Annotated in this window: 22 protein-coding genes and 2 tRNA genes; 13 read left to right on the top strand and 11 right to left on the bottom strand. The window is 65.0% G+C overall.

Annotation, left to right across the window (positions count from 1 at the left end; genetic code table 11):
• The first annotated feature begins 35 nt into the window (after positions 1-35).
• Together ACSC1P_RS06875 and ACSC1P_RS06870 are read left to right on the top strand one after the other, a co-directional pair.
• A complete protein-coding gene (locus ACSC1P_RS06875; RefSeq protein WP_435359394.1) occupies positions 36-572 on the top strand; it encodes an adenine phosphoribosyltransferase in 537 nt (178 codons plus the stop codon).
• Positions 573-1,151: 579 nt separating this feature from the next.
• A complete protein-coding gene (locus ACSC1P_RS06870; protein WP_435359393.1) occupies positions 1,152-1,682 on the top strand; it encodes a CNNM domain-containing protein in 531 nt (176 codons plus the stop codon).
• Between the two features lie 38 nt (positions 1,683-1,720).
• Here ACSC1P_RS06870 and ACSC1P_RS06865 read toward each other — a convergent pair whose 3' ends face one another.
• The 5 genes from ACSC1P_RS06865 to ACSC1P_RS06845 all read right to left on the bottom strand — a co-directional run bounded on the left by ACSC1P_RS06865 (position 1,721) and on the right by ACSC1P_RS06845 (position 3,985).
• Positions 1,721-2,158 (bottom strand): rhodanese-like domain-containing protein, encoded by a 438-nt coding sequence (locus ACSC1P_RS06865; protein ID WP_435359392.1) that lies wholly within the window; start codon positions 2,156-2,158, stop codon positions 1,721-1,723.
• A 75-nt stretch (positions 2,159-2,233) separates the two neighbouring features.
• A complete protein-coding gene (locus ACSC1P_RS06860) occupies positions 2,234-2,443 on the bottom strand; it encodes a TOBE domain-containing protein (protein WP_435359391.1) in 210 nt (69 codons plus the stop codon).
• A 145-nt stretch (positions 2,444-2,588) separates the two neighbouring features.
• Positions 2,589-2,759, bottom strand: coding sequence for a DUF1059 domain-containing protein (locus ACSC1P_RS06855; RefSeq protein WP_435359390.1), 171 nt, complete (start codon positions 2,757-2,759; stop codon positions 2,589-2,591).
• Positions 2,760-3,017: 258 nt separating this feature from the next.
• A tRNA-Val gene (locus ACSC1P_RS06850) sits at positions 3,018-3,092 on the bottom strand.
• 125 nt (positions 3,093-3,217) lie between these two features.
• Positions 3,218-3,985 (bottom strand): class I SAM-dependent methyltransferase, encoded by a 768-nt coding sequence (locus ACSC1P_RS06845; RefSeq protein ID WP_435359389.1) that lies wholly within the window; start codon positions 3,983-3,985, stop codon positions 3,218-3,220.
• Between the two features lie 133 nt (positions 3,986-4,118).
• Between ACSC1P_RS06845 and trpD the strand changes: the two genes are divergently transcribed.
• From trpD to ACSC1P_RS06825, 4 genes are read left to right on the top strand one after another with little or no spacing between them, the layout of a single operon-like run.
• Complete coding sequence (gene trpD / locus ACSC1P_RS06840; protein ID WP_435359388.1) at positions 4,119-5,123, top strand: anthranilate phosphoribosyltransferase; 1,005 nt, start codon at positions 4,119-4,121, stop codon at positions 5,121-5,123.
• Entirely contained in the window at positions 5,120-5,770 is a 651-nt protein-coding gene (locus tag ACSC1P_RS06835; protein ID WP_435359387.1) for a phosphoribosylanthranilate isomerase, read from the top strand. The genes trpD and ACSC1P_RS06835 overlap by 4 nt, the downstream gene beginning before the upstream one ends.
• Entirely contained in the window at positions 5,767-7,440 is a 1,674-nt protein-coding gene (trpE, locus tag ACSC1P_RS06830) for an anthranilate synthase component I (RefSeq protein WP_435359386.1), read from the top strand. Before ACSC1P_RS06835 ends, trpE begins: the two co-directional genes overlap by 4 nt.
• On the top strand, positions 7,437-8,126 hold the full coding sequence (locus tag ACSC1P_RS06825; protein ID WP_435360262.1) for a glutamine amidotransferase-related protein: 690 nt from the start codon (positions 7,437-7,439) through the stop codon (positions 8,124-8,126). The genes trpE and ACSC1P_RS06825 overlap by 4 nt, the downstream gene beginning before the upstream one ends.
• Before the next feature lie 41 nt (positions 8,127-8,167).
• On the opposite strand, the gene ACSC1P_RS06820 is transcribed toward ACSC1P_RS06825, so the two are convergent.
• The gene (locus tag ACSC1P_RS06820; protein ID WP_435359385.1) at positions 8,168-8,407 is read right to left on the bottom strand and encodes a hypothetical protein; all 240 of its coding nucleotides are present in this window, start codon (positions 8,405-8,407) and stop codon (positions 8,168-8,170) included.
• A gap of 395 nt (positions 8,408-8,802) precedes the next feature.
• Here ACSC1P_RS06820 and ACSC1P_RS06815 point away from each other — a divergent pair, with 395 nt between their 5' ends.
• Both ACSC1P_RS06815 and ACSC1P_RS06810 read left to right on the top strand, forming a co-directional pair.
• Positions 8,803-11,922, top strand: a complete 3,120-nt coding sequence (locus tag ACSC1P_RS06815; RefSeq protein ID WP_435359384.1) for an adenosylcobalamin-dependent ribonucleoside-diphosphate reductase — start codon at positions 8,803-8,805, stop codon at positions 11,920-11,922.
• Positions 11,923-12,012: 90 nt separating this feature from the next.
• Positions 12,013-12,402, top strand: coding sequence for a hypothetical protein (locus ACSC1P_RS06810; protein WP_435359383.1), 390 nt, complete (start codon positions 12,013-12,015; stop codon positions 12,400-12,402).
• Here ACSC1P_RS06810 and ACSC1P_RS06805 read toward each other — a convergent pair whose 3' ends face one another.
• Positions 12,403-12,666 (bottom strand): hypothetical protein, encoded by a 264-nt coding sequence (locus ACSC1P_RS06805; protein ID WP_435359382.1) that lies wholly within the window; start codon positions 12,664-12,666, stop codon positions 12,403-12,405.
• 74 nt (positions 12,667-12,740) lie between these two features.
• On the opposite strand from ACSC1P_RS06805, the gene ACSC1P_RS06800 reads away from it, so the two are divergent.
• Both ACSC1P_RS06800 and ACSC1P_RS06795 read left to right on the top strand, forming a co-directional pair.
• Complete coding sequence (locus ACSC1P_RS06800; protein WP_435359381.1) at positions 12,741-12,902, top strand: HVO_2523 family zinc finger protein; 162 nt, start codon at positions 12,741-12,743, stop codon at positions 12,900-12,902.
• Positions 12,903-12,979: 77 nt separating this feature from the next.
• On the top strand, positions 12,980-13,531 hold the full coding sequence (locus ACSC1P_RS06795; RefSeq protein WP_435359380.1) for a response regulator transcription factor: 552 nt from the start codon (positions 12,980-12,982) through the stop codon (positions 13,529-13,531).
• An 11-nt stretch (positions 13,532-13,542) separates the two neighbouring features.
• On the opposite strand, the gene ACSC1P_RS06790 is transcribed toward ACSC1P_RS06795, so the two are convergent.
• A complete protein-coding gene (locus ACSC1P_RS06790) occupies positions 13,543-14,226 on the bottom strand; it encodes a TVP38/TMEM64 family protein (RefSeq protein ID WP_435359379.1) in 684 nt (227 codons plus the stop codon).
• Positions 14,227-14,366: 140 nt separating this feature from the next.
• Between ACSC1P_RS06790 and ACSC1P_RS06785 the strand changes: the two genes are divergently transcribed.
• Positions 14,367-14,750 carry a DUF5830 family protein gene (locus tag ACSC1P_RS06785; protein WP_435359378.1) on the top strand — a complete coding sequence of 128 codons (384 nt, stop codon included), beginning with the start codon at positions 14,367-14,369 and terminating at the stop codon, positions 14,748-14,750.
• A gap of 36 nt (positions 14,751-14,786) precedes the next feature.
• Here ACSC1P_RS06785 and ACSC1P_RS06780 read toward each other — a convergent pair whose 3' ends face one another.
• A complete protein-coding gene (locus tag ACSC1P_RS06780; protein WP_435359377.1) occupies positions 14,787-16,412 on the bottom strand; it encodes a DUF7115 domain-containing protein in 1,626 nt (541 codons plus the stop codon).
• Positions 16,413-16,549: 137 nt separating this feature from the next.
• On the opposite strand from ACSC1P_RS06780, the gene ACSC1P_RS06775 reads away from it, so the two are divergent.
• Positions 16,550-16,707, top strand: a tRNA-Met gene (locus tag ACSC1P_RS06775).
• An 84-nt stretch (positions 16,708-16,791) separates the two neighbouring features.
• On the opposite strand, the gene ACSC1P_RS06770 is transcribed toward ACSC1P_RS06775, so the two are convergent.
• Together ACSC1P_RS06770 and ACSC1P_RS06765 are read right to left on the bottom strand one after the other, a co-directional pair.
• Entirely contained in the window at positions 16,792-16,962 is a 171-nt protein-coding gene (locus ACSC1P_RS06770) for a hypothetical protein (RefSeq protein WP_435359376.1), read from the bottom strand.
• Positions 16,963-17,139: 177 nt separating this feature from the next.
• Positions 17,140-18,090 (bottom strand): D-2-hydroxyacid dehydrogenase, encoded by a 951-nt coding sequence (locus ACSC1P_RS06765; RefSeq protein WP_435359375.1) that lies wholly within the window; start codon positions 18,088-18,090, stop codon positions 17,140-17,142.
• Between the two features lie 125 nt (positions 18,091-18,215).
• Here ACSC1P_RS06765 and ACSC1P_RS06760 point away from each other — a divergent pair, with 125 nt between their 5' ends.
• A complete protein-coding gene (locus tag ACSC1P_RS06760) occupies positions 18,216-19,556 on the top strand; it encodes a cytochrome P450 (protein WP_435359374.1) in 1,341 nt (446 codons plus the stop codon).
• The last annotated feature ends 91 nt before the right edge of the window (positions 19,557-19,647 follow it).

The raw sequence follows: 19,647 nt of genomic DNA, 5'->3' as shown, positions 1-19,647 counted from the left end.
GGGCCGCTTTTCGCCTCGCTCACGCAGGCACCTGTATGGACGCGCTTCGACGCTCGATTCACGAGGCTCCCATCATCGACGAGGACGGCTACCGCTACCTCGTCCACCCCATCAGTAACGGCATCCCGACACTCGACCCGAAACTCATGCGTGAGGTCGTCAACGGCATCTGCCGCGTCGCCGACCTCGCCGACGTCGACCTCATCGTGACGCCCGTGACGATGGGTGTCCACGTCTCCACCGCCGTCTCGCTCGTCGCCGACATCCCGCTCGTCGTCATTCGCAACCGCGAGTACGGCTTCGAGACCGAGGTTCCGTTCGACCTCGATGGTGAGGACTACTACCTGAACGACGTGGAGTCGGGCGACAACGTGCTCGTCCTCGACGACCTGCTCAACACGGGCGTCTCCGTCGCCGCCATCACCGAGGCGTTGGAGGACGTGGGTGCGAACGTGGCCGACGTGGTCACCGTCATCCGCCGCGTCGAAGCCGAACAGGTCGAAATGGACTACGACGTGAAGAGCCTCGTCGACGTGCGCGTGACCGACGACGGCGTCGAAATCGTCGACTGAGTCAATTCGTCACAGGCCCGTCTTTTCGCCGACGTTGCTACCCGGACAGGAAGTGGCGACTGTCGTCTCCACAACCGGTCTGGCGCGCGCTGTCTCAGAATCGCTTTGCGATCCTGATGGCCAGTGAGAGCTTGCTCTCACGCTGGCGAGCGTACCTGAGCGGTAGCGAGGCGACGAAGTCGCCTCGACGCGAACGGCGATAGCGCGGAACTTCGTTCCGCGAACCATTCGAGCGGGCCTGCGGCCCGCGAGAAGGAGCCGCGAGCAAGCGAAGGTCGCGAGGCGTAGCCGCGCGAGGTTTGAGCATCGCAGGCCGGAGGCCGAGAAGCGTTCACGAGACGCCCGCGTCTCGTGTGCCCACCAGAAATCTCTGATTTCTGGGGACGCAGTCGGATGGGGTGGATGTGGCGCGGGGTGCGTGGGAGGCGGCGGTGCGGTCGTGTACCGTCGTGATTCGTGAACTGCTCATGAACTATATCGCCGCTTCAACAGCCAGAATCGAACCAGGAAACCCACCCGAATCACACGAACACTCGCCTCGACACAGACCTTCATCCGCCCAGAACGCAACCACACGGTATGGTCACGACTACGCTCCTCTGGGCCAGTGTCGCCGCCGTCACCCTCCTACTCGCGTGCAGCGCCTTCTTCTCCAGCAGCGAGACTGCCATCTTCTCGCTCCCGCTGTCGACCGTCGAAGCAGACGCCGCTTCGGGCGACTCGCGTTCGGCCCGCCTCGCAGAACTCCGCGGCGACCCGCATCGACTGCTCGTCACGCTGCTCGTCGGGAACAACCTCGTGAACATGGCTATCTCCAGCGTCATCACGGTCGTACTGGTCGAGACCGTCTCGGCCGGGGTCGCCGTCACTGCGGCGACGCTCGTCGCCAGTTCAGCAGTCCTCGTCTTCGGTGAAATCGTCCCGAAGTCGTACGGACTGGGCAACGCGCGCCGGTGGGCACGCCGGGTCGCCAGACCGTTGTACTTCGTCGAACTCGCACTCCTTCCGGTCGTGGTCGTGTTCGACGTGTCGACGCGACGACTGAGTGGACTCGTCGGCGGTGGCGACACGCTAGAGCAGCAGTACGAGGGGGAGTCGAAATCGCGGTGACGCGTCTCAGACGACGTTCATCGCTGTCTGTCCAGCAGTCAGACCGTCGTCGGGACCGCGTCTTTCACGGGCCCACCGGCAGCTTCCCACGCCCGGAACCCGCCTTCGAGTGTCGAAACCGGACCGACGCCCATCTCTGCCGCCCGCTGTGCTGCGAGCGTCGCGCGGTCCCCGACCGCAGAGACGAAGACGAACTCCGCCTCGGCCCCGAAGCCTGGGAGGAAGTAGGGGCTCTCTGGGTCGATGTGGAACTCCAGCATCCCTCGTGAGGCGTGTATCGACCCCGGGATTCGGCCGTCTCGCCACAGCTCCGCCTCGTCTCGAACGTCGACGAAGATGAGTTCCGGCGTCCCGTACCGGGAACGGGCTTCCTCGACCGAACACACCGTCACACTCGCTTGTGCCGCTTCGACGAGGTCTTTATACCCCTTCCAGATACCCTTCGCTGTCCGTCCAGCCGTCGTCACGCTAGTCATACACATATCTCACAGGACGGCGAACATATTAACGGTATTCTACGAATTACCGACACTGTGGGCCCTGTAACCGTCTCAGTCCTTCTCGACCATGATTTCGGTCGCCTTCACGACGGCGTCGACCTCGTCGCCCACCTCGATGCCGAGTCGGGTGACCGAACCACTGGTGATGATGGCGGTGACCTGTTGTCCGTCTGGTGTTTCGACGACGACTTCGGCCATCAGACCGGACGTTTCGACGGATTTCACGGTGCCGTGGATACGGTTTCGTGCACTGAGTGCCATGCCAGAAAGAGGGTTCGAGTGATGATATGTTCTCCGCAGGGGATACGAGTAGCACGACCAGGTGTCTGTCGCGACGGGCCGTCGCGCAGGCTCAGCGTCGCTGTCTTCGACGAGTAACACTCGTACCGACCCTGAACCACTCCGGTTAGCTGTCCTCGACCCGCGCCCGAATCGAGTCCAGCAGTTGCGAGTCGGCACTCAGTTCGGGGTGGTCGCGTGAGACGTGCGTTTCGACCTGTGCCAGCACCGCTGGCTCCGTCGGCGCTTCGAAGACCGCGTCGCAACCGGTGATGACGCACTCGACTCTCTTGGGCATTGTTGGCCGGTGATTGGGGAGTGACTCGTAAAAGGACGGCGAGATGGTGAGGCGCTCCGCTCGTCGTCGTGACTTCGGTAGAAGCGGGTTGGGGCAGATTTGAACCTCACTCGCAGCGCGATGCGCTGCTCGCTGGTTCAAATCTTCCCGTTACAATTTTCGATTCCTCAGACTCCTCGCTTTGCTCACGGCTTCGCCGTTCGCGCCCGAGGTCGCAGAGCGACCTCGCAACTGCTCGTCGTGTGAGGAATCAGAAAATGGGTTGGGGCAGATTTGAACTGCCGGCCTCCTCCATGTCAAGGAGGTGTCATAACCAGACTAGACCACCAACCCAGTGGTGTACTGGTCTGCTGCTTGCCTGCATTCCCTCGTTTGCCGCTGGTATAAAAAAGGGTTTCGAATCGACTGCCGTGTGACGTGTGCGCCCACACGCCGCCGGGACACGGTTTTTGCCCCGATTACGGCTCGGCGACGACGACGAGGCGACTGGACTCGCGCTCTAGCACCGACCCGTCGAGTCCCCCGTAACACGACACAGACGAGAACCCGGCGCGTTCGAGCAGTCGGCGCAGTTCCGCGGGCGCGTACAGGCGAAGGTCCCACGAGAGTTCCCCGATGGTCTCGTAGTCGTCCTCGGTCTCGCGGAAGAGGACGACCTCGCTCTCCATGCGCCCGGTCTCTGGCGTGTACTCGCGGCGCTCGGTGTGTAGAACCCCGTCGGCGAGCAGGGCGGCGGAGTTCTGGTAGTTCGCCATCGTGGCTTCCTTGTTCGCCAGTTCCATCACGAGGATGCCGTCGTCGGCGACGCACCGTCGGAAGCCGCGAGCGACCGCTTCGTTGGTCGCGTCGTCGAAGTAGCCGAAGGCGGTCCATAGGTTGGTGACGAGGTCGTACTCGCCGCCGACGGCGTCGAGTTCGCGCATATCGCCGACCACGAAGTCGGTTTGGCTGGGGACGCCCGCGTCCGCAGCGCGGTCGCGTGCCGTCTCCACGTACGCGGGAGAGATGTCCAGGCCACGAACCGCGATACCTCTGTCTGCGAATTCGACCGCGTGGCGGCCGATGCCGCACGCCACGTCGAGGGCTGTCTCCGGGACGACGCCGTGCTCGGCGACGAGCGACAGTAAATCCTCGACTTCGTCGTCGGCCTCCCCGACGCGCTGGTGCAGGCTCACCGCGAAGGTCTCTGGGCGGTCGACGAACGCGTCCTCGGTCCAGTGGCTCATCGCTCCGGGCTACGACGGCGGAGCGGAAAAAGCTGGATGCCCCGTGCTAGCACGAACCGTCGAATCGGCGTCAATCTTAAGTCGATGTACGAATTTGTACATTGTAAGACGGAATACTACATTGGTGTCCACTATGCAGGAATTCATCGAACGGGTCACGGACGGGGGCGATCTCTCACAGACGGAAGCGAGAGAGGCAGCACGACTGGTATTCGAGGAGGCGACGGAGGCACAGATGGGCGCACTGCTCACCGCACTCCGGGCCAAAGGCGAGACGGAGGCCGAAATCGCCGGCTTCGCACAGGGCATGCGCGACGCGGCGCGAACCATTCGACCGAACCGCAGTCCGCTCGTCGACACCTGCGGGACCGGTGGCGACGACTACGACACGATCAACGTCTCGACGACGAGCGCCATCGTCGCGGCTGGCGCAGGAGTCGCCGTCGCTAAGCACGGCAACTACTCGGTCTCTTCCTCCTCCGGAAGCGCCGACGTGCTCGAAGTCGCGGGCGTCGACGTCGAGGCGGAACCGGCCGCCGTCGAGGCACGAATCGAAGACGACGGCATCGGCTTCATGCTCGCGCCGGTGTTCCACCCCGCGATGAAGGCCGTCATCGGCCCGCGCAAGGAACTCGGCATGCGGACACTGTTCAACGTCCTCGGTCCGCTGACGAACCCAGCAGGTGCGGACGCACAGGTCGTCGGCGTGTACGACTCTGAGCTCGTTCCAGTGCTCGCACGTGCCCTCGCACGCATGGACGTGGAACGTGCGCTGGTCGTCCACGGCGACGGGATGGACGAAATCTGCATCCACGGCGAGACGGTCGTCGCGGAGGTCACGGGCGACGAAATCGAGGAGTACACCCTCACACCGGAAGACCTCGGCATCGAGCGCGCACCGGTCGAGGCCGTCGGCGGGGGCACCCCCGAAGAGAACGCACAGGACATGCGCGGCATCCTCACGGGCGAGGTGACCGGCCCGAAGCGCGACATCATCCTCGTCAACGCCGGCGCAGCAATCTACGTGGCCGGACTGGCCGACACACTGCAGGACGGCGTCGACCAGGCCCGCGAAGCCATCGAGTCCGGTGCGGCGGCCCAGAAACTGACCGACCTCACTTCGGTACCGGCACGATGACGCGCGTGAAAATCTGCGGCCTCACCCGCGAAGACGACGTGGCTGCGGCTGTCGACGCCGGGGCCGACGCCGTCGGCTTCGTCGTGGACGTGCCGGTGGACACCCCACGCGAAATCTCCGCGGCCCGCGCCGCCGACCTGATTGCGCGCGTCCCACCGTTCGTGACGACGGTCCTCGTGACGATGCCGACCGACCCGCGCGACACCGTCTCCCTCGTCGAACAGGTCGACCCCGACGTGGTCCAGATTCACAGCGACCTCTCGCCCGGTGACGTGGCCTTCCTCGGTGGGGCAGTCGACGCGGCCGTGATGAAACACGTTGACGCGGCGACGCCCGAAGTCGCCCGGCGATACGCCGACGTGGCCGACGCGCTGCTCGTCGACTCGGTCGGCGAGGACGGTGCGGGCGGGACCGGCGAAACCCACGACTGGGACCGGACTCGTCGCGCCACCACCGACCTCGACGTTCCCGTCGTCCTCGCCGGTGGGCTCACGCCCGACAACGTCGCGGACGCGGTGGCGACGGTCGACCCGTTCGCCGTCGACGTTGCCTCGGGTGTCGAGGCCTCGCCGGGTGTAAAAGACCACGACGCGATTCGGCGCTTCGTCGACGCCGCGACCCGCGAACGGAGGCCGCTCCACGCATGACCGGCGCGAACACGCTCGACATCGACCGCGAGAAATTCGTCGAACTCGTCGACGAGGCTGCGACACCAGGAACGCCTGCTGTCGTGCGCGTCGAAGCGACCCTCGACTGCGAGGTGTCGCCACTGGGCGCGTATGCCGCGCTCGCCGAGGCGTCGGACTCGTCGCACTCGTTCCTGCTCGAAAGTGCCGAGAAGACCGCCTCCAGCGACCCTGCCGGAGCCTTCAGTGCCAGCCCACGCGGCGGCCTCAGTGCTGCTGGCGCGACCGCTGGCGATCGCCACGCACGGTACTCCTTCGTCGGCTACGACCCCGCGGCCGTCGTGACGGTCGGTCCCGACGGCCCGGCCGTCGACGTGTGTGACCCGCGCTACGACGGACTGGTCGACCCCGGTGAGGGCGACACGCTCGACACGCTTCGGTCGGCGCTGCCCGACGCAGAACCAGTAAACTTCCCGCCGCACGACCGCCAGCAACTCGACGGCGGTCTCGTCGGCTTCCTCGGCTACGATGCGGTGTACGACCTGTTCCTCGACGAAGTGGGGCTCACGCGACCTGACTCGCGCTTCCCCGACGCCGAGTTCGTCCTGACGACGAACACGCTCGTCTTCGACCACGCCGCAGACGAACTCTCGCTCGTGTGCACGCCCGTCGTCCGCCACGACGAGGACGCTGGCGCGGTGTACGACGAACTGGTGGCCGAAGCGGCCCGCGTAGCCGACCTGCTCGACGCGGCCGACGAACCGACGCCGGGCGGCTTCGTCCGACACTCGGAGACCGCCGGCTCGAAAGCCGATTACGAGGACGCGGTCGCACGGACGAAAGAACACGTCTTAGACGGCGACATCTACCAGGGCGTCGTCTCGCGGACTCGTGAACTCGTCGGCGAGTGCGACCCGCTCGGCCTATACGCCTCGCTGCGCGCCGTCAACCCGTCACCGTACATGTATCTGCTCGCGCACGACGACCTACACGTCGTGGGTGCGAGTCCCGAGACGCTGGTTTCGGTCGGTGGCGGCCGCGTCGTCTCGAACCCCATCGCGGGCACCTGTCCACGCGGGGACAGCCCCGTGGAGGACCGCCGCCTCGCCGGCGAGATGCTCGCCGACGAGAAGGAACGCGCCGAGCACACGATGTTGGTCGATTTGGCCCGCAACGACGTGCGCCGGGTGTCGAAGCCCGGAACCGTGCAGGTCGAGGAGTTCATGAACGTCCTCAAGTACAGCCACGTCCAGCACATCGAGTCCACGGTGACGGGCGAACTCGCCGACGAGTTCGACGCGTTCGATGCAACCCGCGCGTCGTTCCCCGCAGGGACGCTGACTGGTGCGCCGAAGATTCGCGCGATGGAGATTATCGACAAACTGGAGACCGAACCGCGTGGCCTCTACGGCGGCGGCGTCGGCTACTACTCGTGGACCGGCGACGCCGACGTGGCAATCGTCATTCGCACGGCGACGGTCGAACGCGGCGCGGTCCCGGCCGACGACGCGACGACGGGCGCACTGGACAGAGTGACTGTCCGCGCTGGCGCAGGAATCGTCGCCGACAGCGACCCGACCAGCGAGTACGAAGAGACCGAGAAGAAGATGGGTGGCGTCATCGACGCGCTCCGGCGCATCGAGCGTGAGCCGGCGGACGAGGGAGCCACGGTCGAACCGGAGGTGCGCTGATGCGGGTCCTGTTCGTCGACAACTTCGACTCGTTCACGTACAACCTCGTCGAGTACGTCGAATCGTCGCTCTTGGCTCGCGGCGACGACCCGACCGTCGAAGTCGTCCGGAACACCGCGACCCTCGACGAGATTCGTGCGTTCGACCCGGACGCCATAGTCGTCTCGCCCGGTCCCGGCCACCCCGAGAACGAGCGCGACGTGGGCGTCACGCTCGACGTGTTCCGCGAGCTATCGCCCGAGATTCCGACCCTCGGCGTCTGTCTCGGCCTCGAAGCCGCGGTGTACGCCTACGGCGGTGAAATCGGGCGTGCGCCCGACCCAGTCCACGGGAAGGCGTGGCCCGTCCAGCACGACGGCCGCGGCGTCTTCGCCGGGATAGAACAGGGCTTCTCCGCGGGCCGGTACCACTCGCTCGTGGCAACTGCGGTGCCCGAGTGCTTCGAGGTCTCGGCAACCGCGGACCACGCGGCCGGTGCGGCCAGTGCGGCGAGCGTCGTGACCGACGGCGGCGAACGCGAGGGTGACGAAGCTGCGCAGTTGCTGGCTGGAGACGGTCAGTCAGAGACGCTCGTGATGGGCGTTCGCCATCGTGAGTACCCCATCGAGTGCGTGCAGTTCCACCCGGAGAGCGTGCTCACGGCCTGTGGCCACGAGATAATCGAAAATTTCCTCGACGGCGTCTGAATCCGTTCAGTCGCCGTCTGCGCGGTCCATTTTCCGAGTCGTTACCCGAGCAGCGCCAGCGACGACCCGAGCGTCGACGCGGGCAGGTCCAGCGGGTTGAACCCGACGAGTGCCAGGCCGTACATCACGATGAGGAACGCGACAGCGATGACGACGATCTTGATGGCGATACCGAACGCGAGCTGGATGGCCTTGTACACCAGCACGAGCGCGAGGACGAGCAGGAGGACTCCACCAACGGCCTCGACCTGTAACGGGAGTAGCGACGGAAGTACCGACATACAGAAATTGGGGAGCGGTGACAGTATAAGCCTGTGGGACAGGCGACAGCTGTGTGACTGAAAACGACGGTGAAACTGAATCTGTAGAGAACCCGTACCCGGCAGTGACTTCGCTCGACCAACACTTTCACTCCGCTTTGGCCGGAGTTAAGGCGACCCGTCCATTCCCTAGGAAACGGCCGCAGTTACGCGACCCTACAGAACTGTGATACGTTAGCACAGTGGCGACGCTGTAGGGGACAAGTGCGGTTGCACTAGGACAATCAAACCGTAACCCGTCCATTTATGGCGGGGTATCGAGTAACCAATTTCCAGCTACGAACGATGACAGCGAACCACCACGCTGACGACGGATACGGCCGCACAGGGCTCGACGCGGCCGGGGAGGGGACCGCATGAGCGAACAGGGGCTTACCGCCGACGACCTCGAACTACCGATCAAGCGCACCACGGGAGAGACGCTCGCGGACAGGCTCACCGCGAACGCCTACGACAACATCCTCCCCGCGCGCTACCTGCGCAAGGACGCCGATGGGGAACTCGTCGAGTCGCAGGAGGACCTGTTCGTCCGCGTCGGGAAGAACATCGCGCTCGCCGAGGCCGTCTACGAGGCGCGCAAGCACGACGTGACGATCACGGTCACGCCGGACCAGTTGAAGCCGGACCACCCGCGCCGCGACGAACTCGCCGAAGAAGTGTTCGGGATGGGTACGAGCGTCGAGGACGACACCGAGACCGAGCTTTCGGTGTACAACGTCAACAAGTTCGCCTACGACACCGTCGTCCCGGAACTGCCGGAAGACATCCGTGCACACGTCGAGGACACCGCCGAAGAGTTCCAGTCGATGATGGACCACCTCGACTTCATGCCGAACTCGCCCACGCTGATGAACGCGGGCGACGAACTCCAGCAGCTCTCGGCGTGTTTCGTCGACTCGCCCGGTGACGACATCGACGACATCCACCAGACCGCCAAGGAGGCGGCACAGGTGTTCCAGTCCGGCGGTGGGATGGGCTACGCCTTCTGGAAGCTCCGCCCCTACGGTGACGCAGTCGGGAGTACCGGCGGTATCGCCTCCGGCCCCATCACCTTCATGCGGACGTTCGACCAGATGTGTGAGACCATCGCGCAGGGTGGTGCCCGGCGCGGCGCGCAGATGGGTGTCATGCGCATCTCGCACCCCGACGTCATCCAGTTCATTCACGCGAAGAACAAGGACGTCTCGCTGGCGCAGACGCTGCGCCTGAACGACCCGGACGACTACACACATACCTCGTTCGCGGACGCGCTGGAGGAGGCCCGCGAACTCATCGACGGCGACGGCAAAGTACCGAAACACCTCCGTAACGCCGTCGAGGGTCACCTCTCGAACTTCAACATCTCCGTGGGCGTCACGGACGACTTCATGGCGGCGCTGAAGGCCGAGGAGGAGTTCGTCTTCACGAACCCGCGCACCGAGGAACCCCACGTCGCCACGCCCGAGACGAAGGAACTGTACGAGATGTACGGCCTCGGTGACCACGTCGAAGTCGGCGAAGTGCTGTCGATTCCGGCCGCCGCCATCTGGGAGCACATCGTCTCTGGTGCCCACGAGAACGGCGAACCCGGCGTCATCTACCTCGAGCGCGTCAACAAGCAGCACTCCTTCGACGTGGAGGAGCACCCGGACCACCGGATTCTGGCCACGAACCCCTGTGGCGAGCAGCCGCTCGAAGAGTACGAGGCCTGTAACCTCGGCCACATCAACCTCTCGACGCTCGCTGACTTCGACGCGCCCGACTGGCGCGTCTGGTCCGCGGAGCACGCCGACGAGTACGACTCGCACGAAGACGCCATCGCGGTGTTCCTCGACGAAGCCATCGACTACGAAGAGTTCGACCACCGCATCGCGTACGGGACGCGCTTCCTCGAAAACGTCGTCACGATGTCGGACTTCCCGGTGAAGAAGATCGAACAGAAGGTCCGCGAGATGCGAAAAATCGGTCTCGGTGTCATGGGCCTCGCCCAACTCTACATCCAACTGGGCATCAAGTACGGCTCTGAGGAGGGCAACGAAGTCGCCCGTCAGCTGATGCGCCACATCAACCACGAGTCGAAGTGGGCCTCCCACGAACTCGCCGAGGAACGCGGTTCGTTCTCGGACTGGGACGACTCCAAGTTCGCGAACCCGACGCAGTACCCCGACTGGTTCGAGCACCACACCGGTCTCGACCCCACCGAGTGGGAAGACGGCTTCCACATCCGCAACCACAACACGACGACCATCGCCCCGACCGGGACGACTTCGATGGTCGGCAACACGACGGGTGGCTGTGAACCCATCTACAACGTCGCCTACTACAAGAACGTCTCCGACGACGTGCAGGGCGACGAGATGCTCGTCGAGTTCGACGACTACTTCCTGCGCGTGCTGGAGGCGAACGACATCGACGTCGAGCACGTCAAGCAGGAGGCACAGGAGCAGATGGCCACGAACGAGTTCGACGGCGTCGAGGGCCTCGATACGGTCCCGGACGCCATCGGCGAACTGTTCGTCGTCACGCAGGACCTCGCTGGCAAGCAGCACGCGGCGGTCCAGTGTGCCTGCCAGCAGGGCGTCGACTCCGCCATCTCGAAGACGTGTAACTTCCCGAACGACGCCTCGATGGAGGACATGGACGAGGTGTACCGCTACATCTACGACCACGGCGGAAAGGGCGTCACCGTCTACCGCGACGGCACTCGCTCGAAGCAGGTCCTCACGACGCGCGCCGACAACGCGGACTTCGCCGACGAGGGCGAGGCCGCAGAAGTCATCGTCGACCAGATCGAGGCCGCATTCGGCGGCATCGAGGGCTTCCTCGACAACGAGGAGGTCCGCGCGAAGCTGGAAGCCGACGTGGCCGACATCGTCGGCGGCACGGCCCGCACCTACGCCGAAAAGAAGGAGCGCCCGGACCAGCTTCACGGCGTCACCCAGCGCATCGACACGGGCTACGGCAAGCTCTACGTCACCATCAACGAGGACCCGCAGACGGCCGAACCGTTCGAGCTGTTCGCCAACACCGGGCACTCGGGTGGCTTCACGAACTCGTTCACCGACGCGCTGGCGAAGACCATCTCCATCGCACTCCGCTCGGGCGTCGACCCGAACGAAGTCGTGGACAAACTGCAGGGCATCCGCTCGCCGAAGGTCGCCTGGGACAAGGGCGAACAGATCAACTCCATCCCGGACGCGTTCGGGACGGCGCTGCGGCGCTACCTCGACGACGAAATCGACCGGACCTACCCGCAGCAGAAGACGCTCGACGAGACGGCCGAGGAGGCCGCAGAGCGTGAGGCAGCCGCCCACGAGCCCGACGGTGGTACCGCGGCGGCCCAGACGCCGGACGAGGACGCCACGTCGACCAGTGACGCTATCGACGACCTCATCGCGGCCGGTGAGAGTCCCGAGTGTCCCGACTGTGGCGCGCTCTCGCTGTACTACTCCGAAGGCTGCAAGACCTGCGAGTCCTGTGGCTGGTCTGAGTGCTGAGTCGTCGTTGAGAGACTAACAGGCTGAAACGACGGTCGTCGGGACCGCAATCTTCTTTCGTCGCTTTACACTCCTTGCAGACACATCGAGATGGTCGACCGACGAACGATTCTCCGTAGTTCTCTCTCGACGCCACTCGCCGCACTGGCTGGCTGTCTCGGCGGCGACGATGGCGACGAGCGTACCTGTGACCCACCGATAGACCCACCCGCGGACGCGACGCTGTCGGCGTCGTGTGACGACGCAGGTGAGACGGTGACCATCACGCACGAACGAGGCGAGCCAGTGCCACTGACGCACGTCAAGCTGTGGGCAGGAGCCGAGAAGTTCGAAGTCGAAGGTGTCGGTGAGGAACTGGAGTCCGGGGAGTCGTTCGAGGTTCCCTCGCGACAGTACGTCGAAGGGCAACTGGTCTGGGCCGGTCCGTGTGACCGTGACTGGTCCATCGACATCGTGCCGCTGCGCTGTGCGGACGCGTAATTACTCGACCTCGACTTCGACGGCCTCGCGTTCCCAGACGTACGTATCGTTGTCCAGTGCGCCGAGCTGGTAGTACAGCTGGAAGGCGGCGTCGACGGCCGTGGCGGCGAGCAACACGCCGAGGATGCCGCGGTCGAGTTCGCGGTCACGGACGAGCCGGCGGACGAGCAACGCGATACAGAACAGTCGAAGGGCGTGGTACGCCTTCTGGTTGCTCTGTCGGAGGACGGCGAGCATCCGGTCGTCGAGGTCGGTGTCCTTCATGTCCGGCTGTTAGGTCGGCGCGGTAATAATTGCTCTCTCGACAGCTTCAACTCGCTCGCCACGGAAGCCGCGGTATGGCCGACACTGGTGACGAGTCGACGGTGGCTGGTGACGAGACGCCCGCACACGGGGGACGACCCTGTCCGATGTGCGGCGACCCGCTGTACAAGCGTCACTGCAAGTACGTCTGCGAGCGACACGGTGTCGTCTACGACTGCAGCGACCCGTTCAACTGAGTTGTAAAAAGGCTGTGGCCGGATGGCCGAAAACCATAGGATGGCTCGTCGCCTGTTCTCCGAGCGACCGGAGACACATGGAGAATCCGACGATACTCGTAGTCGACGACGAACGCAGCCTCGCCGACCTCTATGCGACGTGGGTGGGCGAGGAGTACGAGACACGGGCCGCATACGGTGGCGAAGCAGCCCTGAACGAGATGGACGACTCGGTGGACATCGTCCTCCTCGACCGCCACATGCCGGACATGTCCGGCGACGAGGTCCTCGCCAGGATTCACGAGCAGGAGTACGATTGCTGGGTCGTGATGGTGACCGCAGTCGACCCAGGACTGGACATCATCGAGATGGACATCCACGACTACCTCACGAAGCCGGTGTCGCGCTCGCAACTCACACGGCTCATCGAGTCGCTTCGGGTGAAAAATCGCTTCGACACTGACCGCCGCGAACACGACGAAGTGTCGAACAAGATGGAGACCCTCGAAGACGACTTGGACCTCGACGACCTGACGAACACCGACGAGTATCGCGAACTGGAAACCCGTCTCAAACACCTGAGCGACGACCTGGCGCAGGAGACGGCAGAAGCCGAACAGAAGCTCTCCGAACTCTACTCCGAGGACTGATTCTCCGAGCGCTATTCCGAGGACTGATTCTCCGCCGACTGGACGAGCGTTTCGTACGCCGGGCCAGCCAGTAACACGCCCGCAGAGACGACCATAGCGACGGCGAGTGGCAGCCCGACCGCACCGAGGCCGTCCGTCGAGATGGTGTCCGCCGAACTGCCCACGACGACGGCCGCGACGGTCCACGGGAGTTCTCCGACCATGGTCGCCGCGACGAACGCGGGCAGCGAGACACCGCTGACAGCGGCCGTCGCGGTCACGGCGTCGGCCGGAATCGGGGCGAGCCGTCCGGCCGTCACGCCGCGGAAGTCGCCGGTCGTCTCGAAGTATCGCTTCGCCTTCGTGCGGATACGGCCGACGGGCGCGAAGCTGTCGAGGACGCCGTCACCGTCGACCCAGCGCGCCCCGAAGAACACCGGCAGCGAGGTGAACGCGGTTCCGACGAGGGCTATCGGGAACCCGAGTGCGACGCCATAGCCGTAGCCGACGGCGATGGAGAGCAACGTCGTCGGCCACGCGACGAACGGGCGGAGGACGTAACAGACCAGCAGGGCACCGGCGAACAGCCACGGGTCGTCCGCGACCGATTCGACCCACCCGAACACCGTCTCGGGCGAGACGAGCAGGCTCACGACCACGACGGTGAGCACGGCGAGGCCGCCGACGGCGGCGCGGTGGTGGGCGTCCCAGCGCATCGTGACGACTTCCGCCTCGTGGCCCTAACGCCCTTTCGGTCGTTCGGTGGCGGTCACGGTCGGCCGGTGGCAGTCGCGGTCGACCGGTCGCCGGACGTCGCGCGCAAGGCTTAATCGCCTGGCAGCGGGAGTCAGCACCGATGGACGGGGATACGACCGACCGAGGAGACGACGACCGGGTCGAACTCGGTGTCGAACTGCTCTCGAAGCTCGAAGACCCGGAGCTATCGCTCGCGGAGGCGATGGACCGCATCGAGGTAGTGACGACCGACCCCGCTGCGGTCCGCGAGATTCTCGACACGGCGGTCATGCGCGGCGTCATCGAACGCGAAGACGGTGTCGTCCACACGACCGGCAGTGGCTACGTCAGCCAGACGAGCGGCGTCGTCACGCGGGATGGCGACTTCGAGTGCCGTCGCTGCGGAACGGGAATCTCGACGGGACACTTCATCAAGTTGGATGCAGGAGAACTCGGCCCGTTCGGGTCGTCGTGTGTGCGAAAAGTGACCGGCCGGGAAGACTGACTCGGCTGGAAAAACTGACTCGGCCGGGAAGACCGGTTACTGATTCTTGAGACCGTCGACGAGTTGCTGAATGAGCCGCTGCTGGCGTTTCAGCAGGTCGTTCTGCCGTTCGACCGTCGACTCTAGGTCGTCGAGTCGTTCGAGAATCTCGTCGTCGGTGTCCATCGCCGGCTCGAAGCCAGCCTTGGCGAAGCGTTCGTCCGCGACAGAGACGGTCTCGTCGTCTCCCTCGGGGGCTTCTGTGACTGCCTCGTCGACCGTCTCGAACCCCTCGTCGTCGGCGTCCAGTTCGGCCGCCGCACCGCTCGCATGTCCCGCCTCGGTCGCAGTCGGCCGCTCGGACGATGGGGCCGACGCTTGCTCGGCTTCCGGTTCCGGCTGCTGTTCTCGCGCTGTCTCGCGCCGTGGTTCGGTTTCCGTCGACTCGGCCGCCGCGGACGCAGGTTCGGGAGCAGTCTCGTGCGAAGCCGAAGTCGGTTGCTGGTCGCTGTGTGCCTCCCCAGACGCCGCGTACTCGTCGGTCTGCGGTGCAGCCTCACGAGTCGCGGACTCGTGTGCAGGCTGTCGTTCCTGACTGCGGTCGTCACGTGGTCGGCCCTGCTGGTCACCAGTCGACTGCCGCGGCTGCGTCTGGCCGGCAGCGGGCTGGTTCGACAGCCGGTCCCGAGCCTGTGAGTCGGACTGGTCTCGCGATTGTGGGTCCCGTCCGTCCGGTCGCTGTGGCGCGTCCGTCGTCTGTTCGGTGCCGGCAACGCGCCCAGATTCGGGCGTCTGTTCTGTCTCCGGTTCCGGTGTGCGCCCCGACTTCGGTGCTTGCGCTGGTTCGGTGTCCCGCTGTCGTGCTTGTGGCTGGTCGCTGGCGGCCTGTTCGCCCTGGGCCGGTTCGCGTGCCTGCGCCGGCGAGTCACGCTGACTATTCTCCGGCAGTTCTGACTCTGGCTGGACGGTGTTACCCGCGTCGAGCGGGTCGACGCCCTCGCCGAAGTCGACCGGATTCGGCCGTTCGTCTGCCTCTTCCTCGTCCGGCTTGACTGCCTCGTTCAGTGCGGCCAGCGAGGACACGTCGTAGTAGGCGAACAACGCCTGCTTGAGGTACTCCTCGACCTCGGCGGCACGGTCGTTTGCGATTTTGATGCGCTCCGGTCGGCCGTCGACGCGCATGACGACCTGCGTCGCCACACTGCCCGGCTCGAAGTCGAGGCTGGTCAGGTCCGCGTAGTGGTACTCCTCGTAGTCCTCGTCCCACACGGCGCTGCCGACGTGTTTGACGAGGCGTTCGGAGGTGATGATGAGCGTGAGTTCCGAGAACCGGAACGTCCGGCTCACCGTCTCGCCTGCGTCCGTGACCCCACTGGCGTTCAACACGCCCGCGAGGACCGGATGTACGACGCGCTCGGTCACGTTCGCGGGCACGGTGAAGTCCTTCTCGCCTTCGAGCGAGTACTCCAGTGTGATACGGGTCTTTCGTCGACCCTCTTTGATCGTCATTCGTTCTGCGTCGTGCGGGTACTCGTCGACGGATTCGTCGCTCAGGAAGCCTTCTGACTGGTAGATGAGAGTACGAGTCGGGGTGACGTACAGTACGTTTTCCCCACCGAGAGAGACCTCTGCCGCGACGTCCTCGCCGCCAAGTGTCGCCTCCACGATACCCGGAACGTCCATGACCTCTGGTTTACCATCCCATGCTATAAAACCGTGGGGCTGGGTTGACCCGTCGCCGCCGTCGCCGTATGAGACTGCCAGACAGGGCCGGGGCAGTTGAGAAGGCTTAAGTTTCAGACCGGAAAATGAGGGAGTGAGGCCGGGTGGCTTAGCTGGACATAGCGCCGCACTCATAGGGTTTCTGAGATTCGGTGCGGTAACGCCTGGGAAGGCTCACGCATGCCCCCACGGGACTTCGCCAAGTCTCGATACCTGGGTTATGCGGAGATCGCGGGTTCGGAGCCCGCCCCGGCCATGTTTCTACTCGAACTGGGAGCGAAGCGACCAGTGAGACGAGAAACTGGCCGGGGCAACGCGACGAACCCGGAACGGTTCCCGCCTAGTCGTGTTCTCGGTCGTCGTCGCTCTTGTCGTAGATTTCGTCGTTCTGTTCGTCGTCGCTCCTCCTGTCGGTTTCGAGAAGCGGGCCACGAGTCACGTCGCTGTTGTCGGGGTGGCTAGTGTCGAGAAGCAGGTCACGAATGCCGACGGTATATGACCGCAACCGCACAGCACCGCATCCACAACCTCCCCATCCGATTCCTCACTCGTCGTCGCTTCGCTCCGACTCGTTCGTCATCCCTCGCGCGACTACACCTCGCGGGCTTCACTTCGTTCAGCCACGCTCGCAAGCGCGCGCCAGAGTGTCTGTCAAAACTGTCGTCGCCGATTCTTCCCACGACTCACCTCACACGATGCGGTTCCGGAACTCGCCGTCGCCACTGGCCAGTACTTCGTAGTTCTCGGCCAGAATCTCGGTCCAGCGTTCGACCTTGTTCGGGTTCGACCCGGCCATGTGCGGCGTGATGACGACGTTCGAGAGGTCCCAGAGGGTCGACTCCTTGGGGAGGGGCTCGGTCTCGAACACGTCGAGGGCGGCCCCGCCGACGACGTGGTACGTCAGGGCGCGCACGAGGGCATCCTCGTCGACCACGCCGCCGCGGGCGATGTTGACGAGAACGCCGTCGCCACCGAGCAACTGGAGTTCGTCCCAGCCGATGAGGTCCTCGGTTTCGTCGGTGAGCGGGCAGGCGAGCACGAGGTAGTCGGCGCGGTGGCAGACTTCGCGGAGGTCGTCGGGACCGAACAGTTCGTCGACGCCGTCGGGGGTTTCGCTGGTGTCACGCTTCGTTCCGATGACGGTCATCCCGAGCGCACTGCTGAGTTCGGCGATGCGGCCACCGATTGCGCCGACGCCGACGATACCGACAGTTTTGCCCCGCAGTTCGCCGCCTTCGAAGCGTTCCCAGTGGGAGTCGGCTTGCTGGCGCTGGCCGACGTGCATCTTGCGCTCGAAGGTGAGCATGTACCAGAGCACCTGTTCGGCGATGGGTTCGGCGTGGATGCCCGACGAGTTCGTCAGGACGATTCCTTCGTCGGCGACCGCATCGAGGTCGTATCGGTCGACGCCCGCGCTCAGGACGTGAATCCAGCGCAGGTTCGCGGCACGCTCGCGGGCTTCGGCGTCGAGGTGGTAACCGACGTAGCCGTCGGCTTTCGGGAGCAACTCGTCGGTCTCGGCCGGTGTCGTCGTCACGCGAACGTCGGCCTCGGGCAGGACTTCGAGCAGTTCGTCACGGAGGGCGCTCGCCCGGTCGGGACCGACACGGTGGGGAATCAGCAAGAGTGGATTCGACATAGTAGGTCGAGTCTGTGCCACCGAGAAAAGCGTTCGTACCGGGGCAGGCCGCGGGCGATTCCTCAGACCGACTCGTAACTCCGGGGTAAGCGCGCCAACTTGCGCCCACAGGCCGTATCGGACGCATGGTCAACAAGGACGCGCACACGCCGCCAGAGGAGCCACTGGCACCCGATACCGGGGATACTGGTGACACTGGCGAGGACACACAGCTACCGGAAGGCGTCTTGGCCGTCCCCGACGCGCTCTCGACGCCGGAATCGTGGCTCGACCCGTTCGACTGGTACGCCGAGATGCGAGAGACCGAACCGGTCCACTGGGACGCAGAGCGCGAGTGCTGGGACGTGTTCCGGTACGACGACGTGCGGGCGATACTCACCGACCACGAGACGTTCTCCTCGGACCCGCGTAAGGCTAGCAATCCGGCGCTTCGCGAGGCGAGCGAAGACGTCGAACTCGACACGATGCTCGGGAACGACCCGCCGAAACACGACCAGTTACGCGGCGTGGTCGAGGAGTTCTTCCGTCCACGGGCGGTCGCCGACCTCGCGCCCCGTATCGAGGAAATCGCCAATGACTGTCTGGACGACGTGGTCGACAGCGGCGAGATGGACCTCGTCGACGACCTCGCGTACCCGCTCCCGGTCATCGTCATCGCCGAGTTGTTGGGCGTCCCGAGCGAGGACCGCGACACGTTCAAACGCTGGTCCGACACGCTGGTCGAGACGCCGACGGAGCAGACCGAGGAAGCCGCCAAGGAGGTCGCAGAACGTCGCGAGGAGACGCTCGACGAACTGCGTGATTACTTCGACGACCTCATCGAGCAGCGCCGAGCACACCCCGAGGACGACCTCATTTCGGACATCGTCCAGGCCGAGGTCGACCACCGGCCGCTGACCAGAGGCGAACTGCTCGGCTTCTGTACGCTCTTGCTCGTCGCCGGGAACATCACGACGACCAACCTGCTGACGAACGCCGTCTGGACCCTGACCGAGAACCCGGGTGCCCTGCGAGAACTCGACGGCAGCACCGGGGCACTGACTCGGGTCGTCGAGGAGACGCTGCGGTATCGGTCGCCCGTGCAGGCACTGGCCCGCGTGGCGACGCACGACGTGGCGCTCGCCGGGCAGACGATACAGAAGGGCGACGTCATCATCCCATGGATAGGGTCGGCGAACCGCGACCCGAAGGCGTTCCCGCAGGTAGACCAGTTCGTGGCCGACCGGACACCGAACCAGCACTTCGGCTTCGGGCGGGGCGTCCACTACTGTCTGGGTGCGCCGCTGGCCCGACTGGAGACGCGCATCGCCCTCTCTGTTCTGCTCTCCCGCGTCGGCGACATCGAGGCGGCCACCGACTCGGCCGACCTCGAACCGGTCCCGAGCGCGTTCATCTACGGCGTCCAGTCGTTCCCCATCCGGTTCGTCGCCCGCGAAGCAGGTGTAGAACGGCGGCCAGTCGCCTGAGCGCACACGTCGGAACGGACCGACCGAATCGTTCGGTATGGCACCATACACCACTGTAGAAACGGATTTCAAGCCTTAAGCCACCCGACGC

This window comes from Haloarchaeobius caseinilyticus, assembly GCF_051207395.1.
In the GTDB taxonomy this organism is placed as follows: Archaea; Halobacteriota; Halobacteria; order Halobacteriales; family Natrialbaceae; genus Haloarchaeobius.
The sequence above is the reverse complement of the archived record's forward strand: the minus strand, read 5'-3'. Positions and strand labels throughout refer to the sequence as shown.